Source organism: Streptomyces fagopyri (assembly GCF_009498275.1).
In the GTDB taxonomy this organism is placed as follows: Bacteria; Actinomycetota; Actinomycetes; order Streptomycetales; family Streptomycetaceae; genus Streptomyces; species Streptomyces fagopyri.
In genome coordinates, this window is the sequence record NZ_CP045643.1 from 1256224 (window position 1) to 1271272 (window position 15049).

A 15049-nucleotide genomic window follows, 5' to 3' on the forward strand; every position below is an offset into this window, starting at 1 on the left:
TGAACTAGTCGCTCTCTTCGGTGCGGTGTTCGTCGGACTCACGTCCCGCGGCCGTCCCGTGCGCCGGTGCGCTCTCCCGTCCGGCCGCGGCGAAGGCGGCGAGACCGGCGAAGGACGCGTCGGGGGGTACGACGGCCACGGACTCCTCGGTTCGGGGCGCGGCATCGGGGCGAGGTGCCGCGTCGGTGCGGGGCGCGCCATCGGGGCCGGGCGCGCCATCGGGGCGGGGCTCCGACGCTCCGGTCCGCCTGCCGCGGCGCCGGGGAAGTCCGCCGGGAGTGGTGTCCGGCCCCGCCGCGCCCGGGATCGCGGCGGGCGGGGCGGGATCGGTGACGGTCGCGGGCAGCGGACTGAAGTACTTGTGCGGTACGACGACCACCACCGAGGTGCCGAGCCAGGGCGAGTCGGCGAAGGTGACCCGGATGCCGTAGCGGCGTGCCAGCGTGCCCACCACGCGCAGGCCGAGGTTCGCGTCCTCCGAGATGCCGCCGAGACCCGCGCCGGCCTCGGTGCCCGCGAGGGTGCGCGCGGCCTCCCGCTTCTTCTCCTCGCTCAGCCCCTTGCCCGCGTCCTGGATCTCGACGCCGACCCCGTTGGGTACCTCCCGGCCGGAGACGACCACCGCTTCGGTGGGCGGCGAGTAGCGTGCCGCGTTGTCCAGGAGATGGGCGAAGATCAGCGTGAGGTGGTCGACCAGAGCACCGTCGACCCCGAGTTCGGGCAGATGACGGACCTGGACGCGGTCGAAGTCCTTGATGCGGCCGATGCCGCCCCGTACGACGCTGAGCAGCCGCTGCGGCTCCTGCCACTGACGTCCGGGCCGGTCCGAGCCGCCGAGCACACCGATACTGGCGGCGAGACGGTCGGCGGGGCCGATCTCCTGGTCCAGCTCCATCAGGCTCCGGGCCACCGCGGGCAGCCGGCCGTGCTCGCCCTGCATCTCGTGCAGCCGGCCGCGCAACTTGCCGGTCAGCACATGCATACGGCTGCCGATGCTGATCACGGCCTGCTCGGCCGAGGTGGAGCGGTCGAACTCCGTCTCGACGCCGATCAGCGCGGTACGCAGGATCTTCCGCAGTTCGGCGCGGAGTTCGGGGCTCGCGTCCGTCTCCCGCGCCACCTCCGGCAGGATGTCGTCGATGGCCTCCCCGGCCCGCAGGCGTTCGAGGGCGCCGGGGAGATACGTGTCACCGAGCCTGCCGACGACCGCCAGCTGCACCGCGAGCCGCTCCTGCCAGACCTGGGTCCGTGCCGCGATCCCGGTCTCGTGGGCCTCGGCCTGCTCGGCGACCCGCGCGTCGTGGGTCAGCGCCTGTTCAGCGAGCCGGGCCTCGAACGTGCCCTTCTGTTCGGCGAGTCGAGCCTCGAACGTGTCCGCCTGCCCGGCGAGTTGGGCGTCCAGGACGGCGCGTTCGGCTGCGAACTTCCGTTCCAGGCCCGCCACGTGCTGCTGCCACTGCTGGGCCTGCTCGTCCCGCGCGCCGCCGATGTCGTGTGCGGTCCGCAGCAGTTGGGAGCGGGTGCGCAGGAGCAGCCGTACGCAGATCGCACCGGCCGCGGTGGCCGCCGTACCGGCGAAGGCCGCGGGGATCTGGACCTGGTCGGGTCCGGCGACCGCGGTGGCGACGGTTCCGGCTCCCAGCGCGACCGGCATCAGCCACCAGCTGTACCAGGCGACGGGTGCCCGCGCCGCCGGGGGCGAAGTGGCGAGTTCCATCTGCATCCTTCAAAACCAGCACGCGCGAACACAGGGGGTGTGCGGGCGCCGTACGCGTCGCACGCGCGGCACGGGACGATCGAGTGTGTCCGTCTCAACTCGCCTTGTTCCAGGGGAGCTTATCGGGTTCTAGATCAAAAGGATCAACCGAGAGCCGCATACCGGCGCGTATTCGATCACTCTCCGGCAGGAGACACCGGCGCGTGTCAGGTCCTGCGGAGCACACGGTTGGCGCCCGCGGCGGCCGTCGTCGCGAGCAGCCAGCCCAGGCAGACGAGGACCACGGCCGCCCACTGCAGCCCGCCCCGTGGACTGAACGCCTGCTCCTGCCCGAAGTCGACGAGCGGCAGCACCAGGTCGAAGGTGTAGATGGCCGCCTGGAAGTGGGGTGGCTTGCCCGGGTCGACCGCCTGCGGAGGCCAGCGCGTGAAGAGCGCGATCCCGCTGAGCATGATCGCGCACAGCCACCACACGGCGCGCATCGGCCGGTACCCGTAGCCTACGGTGAGGTCCTGGAAGCCGCTCCACACCTGTCCCGGCCACGGCAGCGTGCCACGCAGCCTGCGCTGCTGAGTGAGCAGCACCGTACGGGCGTCGCGGTCGTGGCCGTGCTGCCGGTAGGTGGCCGCCAGTTGTTCGTAGGGCTGCGGGGTGAACCCCTCGGGGTCGCGGGCGAGCAGCGGGAGCCGCTGCCGGGCCGGGAGTTCGGGCAGCAGGCTGTCGTAGACCATGCCGTCCATGCGCAGCGCCCCGGGCCAGGCTTCCGGGGTGGCGTTCAGCACGGTGACGCGGGTGTGGCTGAGGGACACCACTCCTTTGACGGGTTCCCTGAAGCGCAGGTCGAGTTCGGAGGCGGTGGAGCGCCGGCTGATGAGCGCGGGCTGTCCGGCGGGGGTGTCGATGAGACCGTCCTTGAAGCAGAACCGGCTGCGCACCGTGATGCTGCTCATGGAGAGCCTGCCGAGCGCGGTGAACCCGTCGCAGAGGTTGAACTCGGCCCCTACGTCTATGCCGTGGGCGCGCAGCGCCGGCCCGTGCTCGGCTGAGAGCGAGGCGTCCTCGAAGAGGGCACCACCGCCCACCCGGGCGTCGCACAGGTCGACGGTGCCCTCGGCGACGAGCCCGCCCCGGCAGCTCAGGTTCCCACCTATGTGCAGCCTGTTGGCCTTGAGCGCCGTGCCCGTAGGGTTGCGCAGCCGGGCGCCCGTGAGGACGACGCTGCCGCGTACGGAGGTGTCCCGCAGGTCGGTGCAGCCGTTGACGTGGAAGCCCGCACCGGCCTGGATGTCGCCGCCGATCGTGGCGCACAGGAGTTGCAGGGCGCGTTCGCCGCGGCGCTCACCGTGCCCGGTCAGACGGCTGTGCTCCAGGTGCAGGGTGCCGCCGATCGAGGCGCCGTACAGATCCGTGGGACCCTCCACCCGGCACCCGGTGATCTCGCACTTCCCGCCGATCGTGACGCCGACCCCGGAGAGTCCGGGCAGCCGGCAGTCCCGCAGTTCGAGGGCGCCCAGTGCCGCACCGTCGAGGCAGGGAACCTGCTCGAAGCGGCAGTTGCGCAGCCGCAGGGTCCCGGCGACGACGGCTTCCGCGAGGTCGAGCCGCCCGCTGATCCGTACGTCCCTGAGCCGCAGCCGGGGGAGGTGGCCCGGTTCGGCGGGTGGTGGCGCGAGGAGCAGCCTGCGGACGACCGTCGCCCGTACCTCGCCCCCGTCCGCGTACCACTCACCCCTCCGGAAGGCGGCCCACATTCCCCGCTCACTGCCGCTCCATCCGCCTGGCGCGAGGCTGCCCGACACCTGAACTCCCCCTCCGGCAAAGGAAACCGCTGCATCGCCCTACCCAGGGGGCGCACGGGGCAACCAGAAGTCCACCTAGACTTCCTGGACAGATGTCCAGCTATAGTGGACGCCTGTCCAGGAGTTGTGATCACACGAGGGAGCTTGCCGACGATGCAGACGGTCGCGAACGTGCTGGTGGGTCTGGTGGCCGCGCTGCACGTGTACATCCTGGTGATGGAGATGTTCCTGTGGGAGAAGAAGCCGGGGCGGGGGCTGCACGGTTTCGATACGGAGATGGCGCGGGCGACCGCGCCGATGGCCGCCAACCAGGGGCTCTACAACGGCTTCCTCGCCGCGGGTCTGGTGTGGGGACTGTTCGCCGACGATCCGACCGGCTTCCGCGTGCGGGTCTTCTTCCTGGTGTGCGTCGTCGTCGCCGGGGTGTACGGAGCGGTCACCGCGAACCGGCGCATCCTCTTCGCGCAGGCACTGCCCGGCGCCCTCGCCCTGGCCGCCGTCCTCGCCGCCCGGTGACACGGGAGGACCCCCGGGCGGCCCGCACCCGGGAGCGGCTGCGCCGGGCGCTTCTCGCGGAGTGCGCGGAGCGCCCGCTGGAGGAGGTCGGCGTCGCCGCGCTGGTGCGCCGCGCCGGGGTGGGCCGGGCCACGTTCTACGTCCACTACGCCGACCTGGAGGCGCTCGCGGTCGACGCCTGCGCCGATGTCGTACGCGAGGCCGTGGACGCGCTGCACGCGTGGCGCGGGCGGCCCGACCCGGTGTCGGCGCCGCCGGCGCTCCTTTCGTTCTTCACCGGCCTCGCGCCGCACACCGGCCTCTACCGCGCGCTCCTGAGCCCCGGCGGAGGCGGCCCGCTCGGTCATGTGCTGCACCGGGACCTGCGCGCCCGCAGTCTGACCGAACGGACCCTCGCGGGCGCCCCGGACGCCGCCCTCGTCGCCTCCGCGGTCGCCGCCACCTTCGCCGGGGTGCTCGCGGACTGGCTGCACGGCCTGCTGGAGGGCACCCCGGAGGAAGTCGCCCACCAGGTGTGGCAGTTGCTGGTGACCCTGCACATGAGCCGGTGACAGCCCGCCCACAGGCCACCGCGCCCCTCACCCCTCACCCCTCTCCCCTGACCACGTCTCCACCGCGTGGGGGTTCGGCCACCACCGACGCCGTTCACGGGCCGGCGATCTCGGAGGCCACTCCCCGCGGTGACGCGGGAGCCGGCCAGGCGGGGAGCGGTCACCACGGTCCGTAGTACGTGGTCGCGACCCGTAGCCGTCCCCGGAGTCGCGGCCCGCGGTCGTGGTCCGCGGTCGTAGTCCCGCGTCATGGCCCGACGCCATAGCCCGACGCCATGGCCCGACGCCATGGCCCGACGTCATGGCCCGACGTCATGGCCCGACGTCGTGGCCCGACGTCGTGGCCCGACGTCGTGGGGCCCGAAGCCGTGGGGCCCGAAGCCGTAGAGCCGGGACCCGAAGCCGCAGGGCGAGATCCGGCCTGTCGATACCGATGTCACAAATTAAAGACATAAGCGGTCATATCTGGAAAGACGCAGGCTGTGACTTCGCCCGGAGCGCACCAGCCCGTTCGGTCGCCCTCCGCGCCCGACAAGCCGGGCAGTGGTCCCCGACTCCGTAAGGAACAGTGCGTGATCACCTCTCCGACCCTCCCCGACCCCGCTATGACCTCCCGGTCGAACGCCGGCCCCGGCGCCGGTCGGACCGGTGTCCGCCACACCTCCCCCCGGTCACGGCTGCGGCCGGCCGCCGTACTCCTGGTACTGGTGGGCGCCATCGTCCTCGAAGGGGATTTCGTCCCGCCCATGGGGTGGGCGACCCTGCTCGCCGGTGTCTCGGCGGCGGCGGCGACATCGGCCGGCCCCGCGCTCACCGCCGGAGTCGTCCTCGTGTCGGGCGCGGCCAGAATCGGCCTCGGCCTCGGCTGCCCCCGGCTGCCGTTCGCCACCGCCTCGCATTCCGTCGCCATGCTCGTCATCTGTGCGGTCGTCATCGTCTTCTGCACCCTGCGACAGCGTCACCGCGTGGAGATGGACACCCTGCGCGCCGTCTCGGAAATCGCTCAAGGGGTCGTTCTGCGTCCCCTTCCCGGCCGCCTCGGTCCGCTGCGTGTCGCGGTCACGTATCAAGCCTCCGACGCGCATGCCACGGTCGGCAGCGACCTGTACGGGGCCGCCCGTGTCCCTGGTGCCACGCGGATCCTGATCGGTGACGTCCGCGGCAAGGGACTGCAGGGCATACACGAGGTGGCGGCGGCGCTCGGCGCCTTCAGGGAGGCCGCACGCTGCTACCCCACCCTCCCCGAAGTGGCCGCCCACCTGGAGGCCAGCATGCGCAGCCACCTGGAGGAGGTCCACGAATCCGACCACGAGGCCGGTGAACGCTTCGTCACCGCTCTGCTGCTGGAGATCCCCGACGACCAACGGGTCGTCCACGCGGTCAGCTGCGGTCATCCCGCGCCGCTGCTCTCGCGCGAAGGCCGCGTGACCCTCCTGAAGCCCCGGCGCTGCAGCCCGCCCCTGGGTCTGGGGAGCCTCTCCGCCCGCGACCACCACCAGGACACCTTCCCCTTCACCGCCGAGGACGTCCTGATGCTCTACACCGACGGCATCACCGAAGCCCGCGACGGGGCGGGCATCTTCTACCCCCTGAAGGAACGAGTCGCCTCCTGGACGGGCACCGACCCCGAACAGCTCCTCCGGTACGTCCAGGGCGACCTCTCCCAGCACATCAGCGGCCCCCTGGGCGACGACGCCGCCATGATCGCCCTTCGGCGGACCCCCGGCCCCACGCCGTCCCGGGTACGTGAACCGGGAACGCCCCGAACACCGGCCTCGGCGCGTGCGGGCCGCCGCGCCGACCCCACCCCCCGCTCGCCGCAGGCCGTACGCCCACCCGCGGGAACGGGAGCACAGACGCACGGGGGAACAGGACAGACGGTTCCCCCCGGACCGTCCCGTGATCGATCCACGGGGACAGGGACCGCCGGGAGCGCGGCGCGCCACCGCATCCTCGTGCTGATGTTCGACGGTGTGCAGTCGCTCGACGTCACCGGGCCCCTGGACGTGTACGCCGCGGCCAACGAGTACGGCGGCGACTACCGGCTGACCACCGCCTCCCTCGACGGGCAGCCGGTGCGCACCACCGCCGGGCTCCGGCTCGTACCGGACATGGCGCTCGACGACGTCGACGCCGGCGTCGACACGCTGGTCGTCCCCGGAGGTCCCCGCTGGTGGGAGGCGGTCGCCGACCCACCGCTCGTCGAGGGCATCACGCGGCTCGCCGGGACGTCCGGCGCCACCACCGTCGCGGCCGTCTGCGCCGGCACGTTCCCCTTGGCCGAAACCGGGCTCCTGGACGGCCGCCGGGCCGCCACCCACTGGAAACTCGCCGCGGACCTCGCCGCCCGCTATCCCCGCGTCCGGGTGGACTCAGAGGCGATCTTCGTCAGGGACGGCAGATTCATCACCTCCGCCGGGATCACCGCCGGCATCGATCTGACCCTGTCGCTCGTCGAGTCCGACCTGGGTCCGGATGTCGCCCGGGCGGCCGCCAAGCAACTCGTGGTCTTCATGGCCCGGCCCGGCGGACAGTCGCAGTTCAGCGTGCGTCAGCAGTCCCGTCGCCCCCAGAACGCGCCGTTGCGTGACGTCCTGGACCGGGTGGCCGCCGACCCCCGGGGCGACCACAGTCTGCAGGCACTCGCGGACAGAGCGGCATTGAGCTCGCGGCACCTGACCCGGCTGTTCCGTTCGGAGGTCGGCACCACGGCGGGTGAGTACGTCAAGCGCATCCGTCTGGAGGCGGCGCAAGCGCTCCTCGAAGGCGGGGACGAGCCGCTCGACACGGTCGCGCGGCGCAGTGGGTTCCGGACGGAGGAGACCATGCGGCGGGCCTTCCGCGGCCAGTTCGGCGTGAGCCCCGGAACCTACCGGGACCGCTTCCGCAGCACGAGCCCGGCCGCCGCGCCCAGCACCCGGTGACGAGTGGTGTCCCCCGGCCCCGACCTCCCGTCTCCGCGCCCGGAGCCCTTCGCCGCGGCGGACTCCTCGTGGTCCGCGGGCCGTTCGGCACACGGGAGGTGCCGGGGACCGGCGGACTGTTCCAGGTCCGGCCGTGAACCTGGACCGTTCCAGGTCCGGCCGTGAAGCCACCGCCGTCCTGCGCCAGGGAAGTCCCGCGGGACGGGAACTCGCGCCTGTCGGGCATCGACCTCGCGGATTGACTCCCGCGATCGTGCCGCCCGTGCCGACCCTTCTCGTGGGACAGCCGATCCGGAAACCCCCGCTCCCCCGCGACGGCCCGGTTCGACCCGCTTCCCATGATGCGCGCCGGCGTCGGCGCCGTCCCGGCGCGTGAAGGACATCGGTGCCACGGATCGGGCCATCGGCAGGCACAGGGTCGAGCGCCACCGAATATCAGGACTCCGCCAGGACTCCGCGTGGATTCCTGGTTCCCTCCGCCGACAGCACGTCCTCGCCGGAAAAGCCGATCCGGACGTGGTCAGGAGCGACGTGCGAGCGTGACGTTCCCCAGTACGTCCTGGAGTATCCGCCGGACTTCGACGCGCCCGATCCGACCGACGCCGCCGGGCCGTCCCCAAGTGGCCTTCTCCGCGGCACTGTCGGCGCGCTGAAGTGCCGTGTGAGACGCCTGACCGGGATCGAGGGCGTGGTCCACGACGTAGTACCGCCAGACAGGCGGACCCTCCGTGGTGCGCGTCTCTAGACCAACCAGCCACATTTCGAGCGGAGGCGGCGGGGTCCACACCTCGGCGCCCAGGTCGTTGACGGAATTCCCCGCGTCGGAGCGGGACCCGTCGGAATCCGGTGGATTCTCCGGTGAAGAAGAAACAGTCACGTACGCACCTCGACAGATGCGGGTGTCGGTCTCGAGCAACATGGTGTCTCGCCTCCCGTCCTGGGGTTCTCGCGGCACCAGGGGTGGCGCGGCGGTCGGTCCAAATTGCGGTTGTACATCGGGCTGACTGATTTTCTCCGTCTACCTGAATGACTGGACGGCAAGCGGATTTGTGACAGCCGTCACATTGCTCAGCGTGGAGTCTCGCCCGGCGACGTCCCGAGGACGCCGTTGGCGGCACCCCCGGCGCGGCGATCCCGGATCTCACGTTCGCGCACGCGACTTAGTTTTGAACATGTTCAAGTCGGGGCGTACGCTGCTGCCATGAGCGACAGAGCCGCCCTGGTGAAGGGCATTCGCGCATGGCTGGTCTTCTTCATCATCTGTCTGGTGCTCAGCGGCGCCACGGCCTTCCCCCTGGTGCACGAACTGCGCTGGACAGAGGACCTGTTGCGGTCTCTCTCCGTGCCCGAGCACCTGCCCGCCCTGATGGAATGGATCGAGCGCGTACGCCGCGGCCTCGACACCGCGGACGCCGAGTACCCGTTCCTCCTGTACGGCACGGACTGGCTGGCCTTCGCCCACCTCATGATCGCGGTGGCCTTCTACGGGCCGTACCGGGACCCCGTCCGCAACGTCTGGGTCGTCGAGTTCGGCATGATCGCCTGCGCCGGCATCGTCCCGCTCGCGCTGATCTGCGGGCCGCTCCGCGGAATTCCCTTCTGGTGGACGGTCATCGACATGTCCTTCGGATTCCTCGGGGTCATCCCCCTGTACGTCGTCCGAAAGAGGATCAAGCGGCTGGAAGCGCTCACCGCACGTCCCGTGCCCACTCCCGGCACCGACCGACTGACCGTTCCGCCGGCCACCTGAGGGTTCCGCCGCCAACCGGCCGCGCCGGCCCGGGCGTCGGTCGATTCAGAGGGGGATCCGATGGGTCGAGGCGGGTCGAGGCGGGTCGAGGCGGGTCGAGGCGGGCCGGTCCGCCCCGGACGCCGACCGATCACCCGGTGAGGGGCCGGCCGGCCACCTGGTCGAGCCGAAGGTCGCGCAGGACGGCATGACCCGACTTGATGCCCGTGACGACGGTCGGGGCCCCGGCCTTCGCTCCCGGCGGACGGAGGGACGGACGGAGGGACAGGCGGAGGGACGAGTGGACCGAGAGACGGACGGGCGCACCCCGCTCCCCCTGCTCAGAGAATCGCGTCGGCCCCCGACGGCGGAGCGGCCGGGAAGGCGTCACCCATGACCAGGTGACCTCCAGCGCGGTCGGCCTGCGCTGTCACATCCGGCCCGGCGGGCCGGTCATACAGTCGCCGGCGCTTCGAGCCGGTGGCATCCGTCGCCCCGCTCGAACGCCTGGCCGTGACCTACTTGACGACCATTCATATCGTTTTCCGTGAGGATCGACATCTTGCACAAGAGGAAGAACCGACTGCGGCTCTCGGCCGTGATCGCGGCCGGCACGCTGGCCGCGGGCGGCCTGGCCACCCTGCCGTTCACCGCACTGGCCGGCACCCCGGGTGACACGGCCGACGCCTCCCGCCAACGGGACTTCACCTCCGCCGCCGCCGAGTACCACATACCCGTCAGCGTCCTGCTCGGCCTCGCCTACCAGGAATCAGGGTGGCAGTCGCACGGCCAACTGCCCAGCACCGACGGCGGCTTCGGCCCCATGCACCTCACCGACGTCACCCCCGCCATGATGGCCGGCGGCGACGCCGGCGCCACCGGACGCGCCGACCTCGACACCCTCACCGCGAAACCCGCCCTGCACACCCTCAAAACCGCCGCGCAACTCACCGGCCTGCCCACACACATCCTGCGCGACGACCCCACCGCCAACATCCGCGGCGGCGCCGCACTCCTCGCCTCCTACCAACGCGAACTGACCGGCAGCACACCCACCGACGCCGCCCAGTGGTACGGCGCCGTGGCCCGCTACAGCCAGTCCCCCCAGAAACAGGCAGCCGCCCGCTTCGCCAACCGCGTCTTCGCCACCATCCACGACGGTGCCACCGGCGTGACGGAGACCGGCCGGCGGGTCCGCCTGAACGCCGCGCCCTCACTGCGTCCGGCCACCACACAGATCGACCGACTGCACCTCAAGACGTCAGCCACCACCGCGACCGAGTGCCCCGCGTCCCTGGACTGCACGTTCGTACCCGGCTCCGCGGCCGGCGGCCAGGTCTCCGACCGGCCCACCAACGGCATCCGCATCGACACCATCGTCATCCACGACCTCGAGACCACCTACGACGCCGGCGTCAACACCCTCGCCGACCCCAAGAACTCCGTCTCCACCCACTACGTGATGCGCTCCTCGGACGGCGCGATAACCCAGATGGTCCCCACCAAGAACATCGCCTTCCACGCGGGCAACTACTCCACCAACCTCCACTCCATCGGCATCGAACACGAGGGATACGCCGCACACGGCGCCACCTGGTACACCGAAGCCCAGTACGAAGCCACCGCCGACCTCGTGAAATACCTCGCCGCCCGCTACGCCATACCCCTGGACCGCCAGCACGTCCTGGGCCACGACAACGTTGCCGGACCCAACTCCTCCCTCGTCTCCGGCATGCACTGGGACCCCGGCAACGGCTGGGACTGGGACCACTTCATGCGCCTGCTCGGCCACCCCGCCACCGGACCGCACACCACCCCCACCACCGGCTCGGTCGTCACCATCGACCCATCCTTCGCCGACAACCTCCAGACCGTCACCATCTGCCCCGCCGACGACCCCACCGGCGCCACCCCCACCTGCACCGACACCCAACAGGCGTCGAACTTCCTCCCCCTGCACACGGCACCCGCCCCCGACGCGCCCCTCTTCGCCGACCAGGCCATCCACCCCACCGGCCCCGGCACCGACCGCATCAACGACTGGGGCGGCACCGCCCAGACCGGACAGCAGTTCGTCGTCGCCGACGTCCGGGGAGACTGGACCGCCATCTGGTACAGCGGAGCCGAAGCCTGGTTCCACAACCCCGGCGGCAAGAACACCAGGTGCGCCTACGGCGTGAAGATCATCAAGACCGCGACCACCACACCCGTGGCCCTCTACGGATCCAGCTACCCCGACGCCTCCGAATACCCCGCCGGACTCGGCGCCTCCACCCAGGCCCCGTTGAGCATGTACACCATCCCCGCCGGCCAGGCCTACGTCGCCACCCGGCCCCCCACCGCCACCGACGACTACTTCACCTCCGGAACCGTCGTCACCGGCGCCAGGAAGATGTACACCATCCAGTACAACCACCGCGTCACCCTCGTCTACGCCGACGCCGTCACCGCCACCACCGCCACCCACCACTGGGAAGACACCACCGACTGACCACCCCCGTCACACCGAGGGATACGGGAGAGATCTCGCCGGCGGGGACCGCGTGCGCGGCGGCGGGCGACATGCGGGGCGACGCCGCCCGGGCGACCTGGGCGGCGTCGCGGGCGTGACGATCACGTTGAACGATGCCGCCCGCGGACTCCTTGACGACGTGAATCCCGCGGTGCCGTCCGCCGTGAGCCCCGACGGCAGCCCGCAGAGCTCCGTGCTCCGGGTCGCTCGGGACGGTGACGACCTGCCGCCGGCCCCGGGACCGGACCCGGGCCGGCGTCCGGCCCGCCCGCCGTCCAGCCGGCCGAGCCGTGGCGGACGGCACCCTTTCGGCCGGTGTGACCGTGAGCCCTGGATCCCCCGTCCCGGATCACGGACGTCCCACCCGCGCCCTCCCTGCACAGGGCGTGGCGCGGCCGACGAGACGGGGACGGCACGGGGCCGCCGAGGTGGGTGACCTCCGGGTCGCGCCGTCGGGGCCGGTCAACTCCACCCCCCTTACTCGGACAATTTTTGTCCGTGACAATATTTGCGATGTAGCGCTCGTGAACTTGGAGGACGCCATGTACACCGGGGATGACGCAGGCTCCCTCGATCAGGCGACGAGGGATTTCGTCGCGGCCCGTCCCCAGCTGTTCGGTATCGCCTACCGGGTCCTCGGCAGCGCCACCGAAGCCGAGGACATCGTGCAGGAGGCCTGGCTGCGCTGGCAGAAGACGGACCGCACCGACATCCACGAACCCGCCGCGTTCCTCGCCACCGTCACCGCCCGCCTGGCCATCAACCTCGCCCAGTCCGCCCGAGTACGACGGGAGACCTACATCGGACCCTGGCTGCCCGAACCCGTCGACACCAGCCTCGACCCACAACTCGGCGCCGAACGGGCCGAGGCACTCGACATGGCCGTCCTCTTCCTCCTGGAGAAACTCAACCCGGTGGAACGCGCCGCCTACGTCCTGCGCGAAGCCTTCGCCTACCCCTACGGACAGATCGCGGACATCCTGGAGACCAGCGAGACCAACACCCGCCAACTGGTCAGCCGCGCCCGCAAACACCTCGCCGCGGAACGCAGGGAACCCGTCACCCCCACCGCCCACCGCAGACTGCTGGAAGTCTTCCTCGCCGCCGCACAGACAGGCAGCCTGACCGCACTCGAAGACGTACTCAGCGCCGACGTGGTCAGCTACGCCGACGGCGGCGGCATCCGCGGGGCATCCCGGATTCCCGTCGTCGGCCGCCCCCACGTCTCCAAATACCTCGCCGCCTTCGCCCCACGCTTCTGGCCCGGAACCGACATCCGCCGGGTCGAGAGCAACGGCACCCCCGCCGCCCTCATCTCCTCCCAGGGACACCCGATGGCCCTGCTCTCCGTCGACGCCTCGCAACGCGGCATCGAACGCCTCATGTGGGTCATGAATCCCGCCAAACTCGAACCCTACGTGGCATCACTGAGTGAATAAGACTCCACATGGCGGAAGTTGCCCCTACGGGCGACTGAAGGACCGCTCCCCGTGCCGTTCGCACCTTCACGGGAACAACCGGTGAAAAGCAGGGGTCCCGACGCCGGAGGAGCCGGACCATCGCGGACCGGTCCCCTCGCGATCGAGGACGACGGCCCCTCCGTCGCGCCGCCTCGGTGCCGGCGACCCGCGTCCGGCCCCTACGAGCGGGGCTCGATGTCAGGCAGTGGGCCGCGGGGCGCGCAGGTGGGCGCGCTGGGCGAGTTCCTTCTCGTCCACCAGTTCGAGCATGGGCCTGCCCGGCGCGCACAGCATGGTCACCACGAAGCGCGTGCGCGCGTCGGCCAGCGCGTTGCCGTCCTGGTAGTGGACGGCGTCGCCGCCCGGCTCCCAGAACGTACCGCCGGCCTCGATCACGCGCTCGGGCTCGCCTTCGAGCTCGAAGCGGACCGCCCCCTCGACGACGTAACCGAACGCCGGGCCCGAGTGACGGTGCGGAGGCGTTCCCGGGTCGCCGGGCTCCCATTCGACGTGGATCGTCATCGCCGAGGCACCCTCGGGGACGGTGATCGGCGACGCGTCCTGCAGCATCTTCGCCGCCCGCGTCCACCCCGGCCCGTCCTCGCCCGCCCCGTGGCCGTGCCCGCCGTGCCCGTGGTCGTGACCGTGCACCGAGTCCTTGTCCGACACTGTGACGCACCTCCGTAGATCATCCACGAAGCCATGGGCGGCACATCGTCCGCCGGACACGAGAGACCACGTCTCCGGTTCCCATGACTGTTTGCCCGTGATGACCGGGTGGGCCGCGGATCTGTGACATGCGGCAGGGTCCTGCCGTGTCCGGGTCCGTGCGGCCGTACGTCCGTGCGGCCGCGGCACGTCGTGCGCTGCCACACCGTGCCGGGTTCGCTCCTCGGAGGAAGCACTACGGGCGCGGTGTCACACGGACCGCCTCTGCCCTGTCTTTGTCGGTAAAGACACTGCCGGTCCGTGCGGACGGGCCCGTGCCCGGGCGGATCACGCCGGTGGCCACGGCGCGCCACACGGTGGCACCTGTCCGAGAGGACCCCATCATGAAGGTTGTAGTCATCGGCGGAACCGGGCTCATCGGATCGAAGGTGGTGCGCAAGCTCGCCGAACACGGCCACGAGGCGGTCCCGGCCTCCCCCAACACCGGTGTGAACACGCTGACGGGTGAGGGCGTGGCCGAGGTCCTGCGGGGAGCCCAGGTGGTCGTGGACGTCTCCAACTCCCCCTCGTTCGCGGACGACGACGTCATGGAGTTCTTCCGTACCTCGACGAGGAACCTCCTGAGGGCCGGGAAGGAGGCCGGAGTGGCCCACCATGTCGCGCTGTCCGTGGTCGGCACGGACCGTCTTCAGGAGAGCGGCTACTTCCGCGCCAAGCAGGTGCAGGAGGAGCTGATCAAGGCGTCCGGGATCCCCTACTCCATCGTTCACGCCACGCAGTTCTTCGAGTTCATGAAGGGCATCGCGGACTCGGCCACCCGGGGCGACACCGTGCGCCTCGCCCCGGTCGGGATCCAGCCCGTCCACTCCGACGACGTCGCCGCCACCGTGGGCGCCGGCGCCGTCGGCACACCGGTCAACGGCGTGGTAGAGGTGGCCGGTCCCGACACGTTCCAGCTGGACGAGCTGATCAGCGAGCGCCTCACCGCCGGGAACGACCCCCGGACGGTCGTGGCGGACCCCACGTCTCCCTACTTCGGCGCCCGGTTGCGGGAGACCACCCTGCTCCCCGGCCCCGACGCGCGCATCGGCACGACACGTTTCGCCGACTGGGCGGCGCGGCAGCAGTAATGATCCTGCCCCCTGGCGGCCGTGATGCCAGGGCCCTGCCCG

At 71.2% G+C, this 15049-nt stretch carries 11 protein-coding genes and 1 pseudogene; 8 read left to right on the forward strand and 4 right to left on the reverse strand.

Annotated features, from left to right (window positions below; all coding sequences use genetic code 11):
• Positions 1 to 4: 4 nt before the first annotated feature.
• Both GFH48_RS05350 and GFH48_RS05355 read right to left on the reverse strand, forming a co-directional pair.
• Positions 5 to 1717, reverse strand: coding sequence for a sensor histidine kinase (locus tag GFH48_RS05350; RefSeq protein ID WP_153287148.1), 1713 nt, complete (start codon positions 1715 to 1717; stop codon positions 5 to 7).
• 206 nt (positions 1718 to 1923) lie between these two features.
• A complete protein-coding gene (locus GFH48_RS05355; RefSeq protein WP_153287149.1) occupies positions 1924 to 3516 on the reverse strand; it encodes an oxidoreductase in 1593 nt (530 codons plus the stop codon).
• A 153-nt stretch (positions 3517 to 3669) separates the two neighbouring features.
• Here GFH48_RS05355 and GFH48_RS05360 point away from each other — a divergent pair, with 153 nt between their 5' ends.
• The 4 genes and pseudogenes from GFH48_RS05360 to GFH48_RS40050 all read left to right on the forward strand — a co-directional run bounded on the left by GFH48_RS05360 (position 3670) and on the right by GFH48_RS40050 (position 7507).
• Positions 3670 to 4032: a DUF1304 domain-containing protein gene (locus GFH48_RS05360; RefSeq protein WP_153287150.1), complete on the forward strand. Its 363-nt coding sequence runs from the start codon at positions 3670 to 3672 to the stop codon at positions 4030 to 4032.
• On the forward strand, positions 4029 to 4583 hold the full coding sequence (locus GFH48_RS05365) for a TetR/AcrR family transcriptional regulator (protein WP_153287151.1): 555 nt from the start codon (positions 4029 to 4031) through the stop codon (positions 4581 to 4583). Before GFH48_RS05360 ends, GFH48_RS05365 begins: the two co-directional genes overlap by 4 nt.
• A gap of 971 nt (positions 4584 to 5554) precedes the next feature.
• Positions 5555 to 6289: pseudogene (locus GFH48_RS40045) on the forward strand (PP2C family protein-serine/threonine phosphatase); the annotation flags it as partial.
• A gap of 255 nt (positions 6290 to 6544) precedes the next feature.
• The gene (locus GFH48_RS40050) at positions 6545 to 7507 is read left to right on the forward strand and encodes a GlxA family transcriptional regulator (protein WP_407698699.1); all 963 of its coding nucleotides are present in this window, start codon (positions 6545 to 6547) and stop codon (positions 7505 to 7507) included.
• 520 nt (positions 7508 to 8027) lie between these two features.
• Here GFH48_RS40050 and GFH48_RS05375 read toward each other — a convergent pair.
• Entirely contained in the window at positions 8028 to 8426 is a 399-nt protein-coding gene (locus GFH48_RS05375; RefSeq protein ID WP_153287153.1) for a hypothetical protein, read from the reverse strand.
• Between the two features lie 282 nt (positions 8427 to 8708).
• Here GFH48_RS05375 and GFH48_RS05380 point away from each other — a divergent pair, with 282 nt between their 5' ends.
• From GFH48_RS05380 to GFH48_RS05390, 3 genes are all read left to right on the forward strand, one after another.
• Entirely contained in the window at positions 8709 to 9257 is a 549-nt protein-coding gene (locus GFH48_RS05380; protein WP_153287154.1) for a hypothetical protein, read from the forward strand.
• A 541-nt stretch (positions 9258 to 9798) separates the two neighbouring features.
• Positions 9799 to 11727 carry a peptidoglycan recognition protein family protein gene (locus GFH48_RS05385; RefSeq protein WP_153287155.1) on the forward strand — a complete coding sequence of 643 codons (1929 nt, stop codon included), beginning with the start codon at positions 9799 to 9801 and terminating at the stop codon, positions 11725 to 11727.
• Between the two features lie 563 nt (positions 11728 to 12290).
• Positions 12291 to 13187 carry an RNA polymerase sigma-70 factor gene (locus tag GFH48_RS05390; protein WP_153287156.1) on the forward strand — a complete coding sequence of 299 codons (897 nt, stop codon included), beginning with the start codon at positions 12291 to 12293 and terminating at the stop codon, positions 13185 to 13187.
• A 219-nt stretch (positions 13188 to 13406) separates the two neighbouring features.
• Here the strand turns inward: GFH48_RS05390 and GFH48_RS05395 are convergent, their stop codons facing one another.
• The gene (locus tag GFH48_RS05395; protein ID WP_228121275.1) at positions 13407 to 13778 is read right to left on the reverse strand and encodes a cupin domain-containing protein; all 372 of its coding nucleotides are present in this window, start codon (positions 13776 to 13778) and stop codon (positions 13407 to 13409) included.
• Between the two features lie 482 nt (positions 13779 to 14260).
• On the opposite strand from GFH48_RS05395, the gene GFH48_RS05400 reads away from it, so the two are divergent.
• Complete coding sequence (locus GFH48_RS05400) at positions 14261 to 15007, forward strand: SDR family oxidoreductase (protein WP_153287157.1); 747 nt, start codon at positions 14261 to 14263, stop codon at positions 15005 to 15007.
• Positions 15008 to 15049: the final 42 nt, after the last annotated feature.